This is a genomic window from Bacillus sp. JJ1566 (genome assembly GCF_036962685.1).
Taxonomy (GTDB): domain Bacteria; phylum Bacillota; class Bacilli; order Bacillales; family Bacillaceae_L; genus Ferdinandcohnia.
Window position 1 is genome coordinate 7367 of the sequence record NZ_JBALOP010000009.1, and the last position, 3892, is coordinate 11258.

The window sequence follows — 3892 nt, forward strand, 5'->3', positions numbered from 1 at the left end:
AATGAAGTTTCACTTTATTTTATACCCTTGATAAGGGAGGTTCTTTTTATGTCTGAAAGTCAAAATTCAAATATTCATGAGATCAATATAAGCCAAGAGATGAAAACATCGTTTTTGGACTATGCGATGAGTGTAATTGTGTCACGTGCCCTACCAGATGTTCGTGATGGTTTAAAGCCGGTTCACCGCAGGATTTTATATGCAATGAATGACTTAGGTATGACGTCTGATAAAGCATATAAGAAATCAGCGCGTATCGTAGGTGAAGTAATTGGTAAATACCACCCACATGGTGACTCTGCCGTTTACGATACAATGGTTCGTATGGCACAGAATTTTAACTACCGTTATATGCTAGTTGATGGCCATGGAAACTTTGGTTCTGTCGATGGCGATGCAGCAGCAGCAATGCGTTATACGGAAGCACGTATGTCAAAAATCTCAATGGAGCTTTTGCGCGATATTAATAAAGACACCATTGATTATCAGGATAACTACGATGGTTCAGAAAGAGAACCTGCTGTTCTCCCTGCCCGGTTCCCTAATCTATTAGTAAATGGATCTGCAGGTATTGCTGTAGGTATGGCAACGAATGTCCCACCGCACCAATTAGGCGAAGTTATTGATGGTGTTCTAGCAATCAGTCAGGACCCTGAGATGACGATAGCGGAGTTAATGGATATTATTCCTGGCCCAGACTTCCCTACTGCTGGTCATATTCTTGGTAGAAGCGGGATTAGAAAAGCCTATGAAACTGGAAAAGGATCCATTACTCTACGTGCGAAAGTTGAAATTGAACAAATGAAAAATGGTAAGGAAGTTATTCTTGTTACAGAACTTCCATACCAAGTTAACAAAGCAAAATTAATTGAAAAAATTGCCGAATTAGTTCGCGATAAAAAAATTGACGGCATAACTGACCTTCGTGACGAATCAGACCGAAACGGTATGAGAATTGTGATGGAAGTTAGAAGAGATGCTAATGCGAATGTCCTTTTAAATAATTTATATAAACATACTGCATTGCAAACTACGTTTGGAATCAACATGCTTGCCCTTGTGGACGGGCATCCAAGAGTCCTAAACTTAAAACAATGCTTACAATATTACTTAGACCATCAAGTCGTTGTAATTAAACGTAGAACAGCGTTTGAACTTCGAAAAGCTGAAGCAAGAGCTCATATTTTAGAAGGTTTACGGATTGCGTTAGATCACATTGATGAAATAATAACGCTAATTCGCGGCTCTCAAAATACAGATATTGCGCGCGAAGGCTTAATGACAAGATTTAATCTATCCGAAAAACAAGCTCAAGCGATTTTAGATATGCGTTTGCAGCGTTTAACAGGATTAGAACGCGACAAGATTGAGGGAGAATACCAAGAGCTTGTAGCACTAATTGCAGAATTAAAAGCAATTCTAGCAGACGAAGAAAAAGTACTTGAAATCATTCGCGAAGAGCTACTAGAAATTAAAGATCGTTTTAACGATACAAGACGTACTGAAATTCTATCCGGCGGACTTGAAATGATTGAAGACGAAGATTTGATCCCAAGAGAGAACATCATCCTTACTCTTACAAACAAAGGGTATATAAAGCGTCTTCCAGTCTCAACATACCGTAGCCAAAAACGTGGTGGTCGAGGAATTCAAGGAATGGGTACAAATGAAGATGACTTTGTTGAACAGCTTTTATCAACATCAACCCATGATACGATACTCTTCTTCACAAATAAAGGAAAAGTCTATCGTCTAAAAGGTTATGAAATTCCTGAATTTAGTAGAACAGCTAAAGGAATTCCGATCATCAACCTACTAGAAATTGATAAAGAAGAATGGATCAATGCGATTATTCCTGTATCTGAGCTTGTAGATGATTGGTTCTTATTCTTTACGACGAGAAAAGGTATTTCAAAACGAACTCCACTATCATCCTTTGCAAATATTCGTAAAGGTGGTTTAATCGCGGTTGGACTACATGAAGGTGACGAACTTATCTCTGTTCGACTAACAGATGGATCAAAGGATATTATCATTGGAACAAAGGATGGCATGCTTATTCGCTTCCCTGAGTCTGATGTAAGATCCATGGGCCGTACGGCTGCAGGGGTTAAAGGAATTAACCTATCTGAAGGCGACGAAGTAGTAGGAATGGAAATTCTGGAAGATAACCTAGATGTCCTAATCGTCACTGAACATGGCTATGGAAAACGTACTCCAGCAAGCGAATACCGAATCCAAAGCCGTGGTGGTAAGGGGCTCAAGACAGTTAATATTACAGACAAGAATGGTAAAGTTATTGCCGTTAAAGCTGTAACAGTGGAAAATGATCTCATGCTTATTACTGCTGATGGTGTCCTAATTAGAATGTCAATTAACGATATCTCACAAATTGGCCGTACAACTCAAGGGGTTAAGCTTATCCGTTTAGATGAAAATGGACATGTAGCTACAGTTGCGGTCGTTGAGAAGGAAGAAGAAGTAGAAGAAGACCATGAGGTTGATTCTGATGAAGCAGGAAATGAAGTAGTTGAAGAAACAGTAACTGAAGAAACAATAATTGAAGACCAACCCGATACAGAAGGCGAGACTGAATAAACTTCCTTAAAAGAGAAATGCTGCAGTGCAGTATTTCTCTTTTTTTGTTAAAATGATTCTAGTATATGAATGAAAGATGAGGGCGGAAAAATATGCGCGTGAGGATAAGCCAGCTACAAGAAGGATGTATTCTAACAAATGACATCTTTTCCTTAACGAATAAACCAATCATTCCTAAAAAAACAGTTTTAACAGGCGAACATATTCAAGTTCTTCAACTATTTTTAGTAAAAGATGTGCAGGTTGAAGCATTTTTAATCAATGGCGAACCCTTCACCCCTACTGAGCAAGTAGAGGAAATTAAAGTTGTGGAAAAAGAAAACTCAATTGTGGAGGATTATCTCAAATCTGTAAAGGAATACAAGCAATTATTTCAGAGCTGGCAGGCTGGTGCGCTAGTCGAGATCTCCAAAGTGCGTCAAATTATCCTCCCCCTATTTAAAGGTATACTTGAACAACCTAAAGAACTCTTCTCTTTACACAGATATACAAATCGAGAAGACTATATATACCATCACTCTGTCATGTTAGGCTTGCTCTCAGGATTTTTGGGGAAAAAGCTAAAATATAATGATGCTGATTGCAATCATCTAGCAATATCAGGACTACTAAGTGATTGTGGTATGTCTAAAATAGACCCAAAAATTCTTTTAAAGACCACATCACTAACTTTAGCTGAATACAATGAAGTAAAAAAACACCCATTATACAGCTACAGAATGATTGAAAAGATACCACTTATAAAAGACAGCGTAAAATTAGCAGTATTCCAACATCATGAAAGAATGGATGGAACGGGCTATGTACTAGGGGTGACCGGGGAAAGACTACATCAATTTAGCAAAATCGTTGCAGTTGCTGATGTGTACTCGGCGATGACCCTAGAAAGACCCTATAGCAATCGCCAATCCCCTTTCAGGGCCCTAGAGGAAATCAGACGGGAATCGTTTGGAAAATTTGATATGAAAGTAGTAGAGGCCCTAACTAATGGGGTTGGAAACATTTCAATTGGAACAAAAATAAAACTCTCAAATGGTCAATCTGGGGAAATTGTATTTATTGATAAATCTCAACCAACAAGACCATTACTTAAAATCAGCGAAAATGAATTTTTAGATTTAAAAAACTTCCGAGAACTTTTTATAGAAGAGATTATTTAAACACCTCCAACTACAGAGGTGTTATTTTTGTAAGAAGTGAATGTGAAAATAATTGTAAAACAAATACTTGATTCTTGGGCTAATTCCGACTATACTTTTAAAGTTGTATCTGAAGCAAATTATTATTTTAAAAA

The 3892-nt window shown here is 37.8% G+C and carries 2 protein-coding genes; both read left to right on the forward strand.

Going from position 1 to position 3892, the window contains the following annotated elements:
* Nucleotides 1-48: 48 nt before the first annotated feature.
* Nucleotides 49-2598, forward strand: coding sequence for a DNA gyrase subunit A (gyrA, locus tag V7112_RS05510; protein WP_335416529.1), 2550 nt, complete (start codon nt 49-51; stop codon nt 2596-2598).
* Between the two features lie 92 nt (nt 2599-2690).
* Nucleotides 2691-3758 (forward strand): HD-GYP domain-containing protein, encoded by a 1068-nt coding sequence (locus V7112_RS05515; RefSeq protein ID WP_335416530.1) that lies wholly within the window; start codon nt 2691-2693, stop codon nt 3756-3758.
* The last annotated feature ends 134 nt before the right edge of the window (nt 3759-3892 follow it).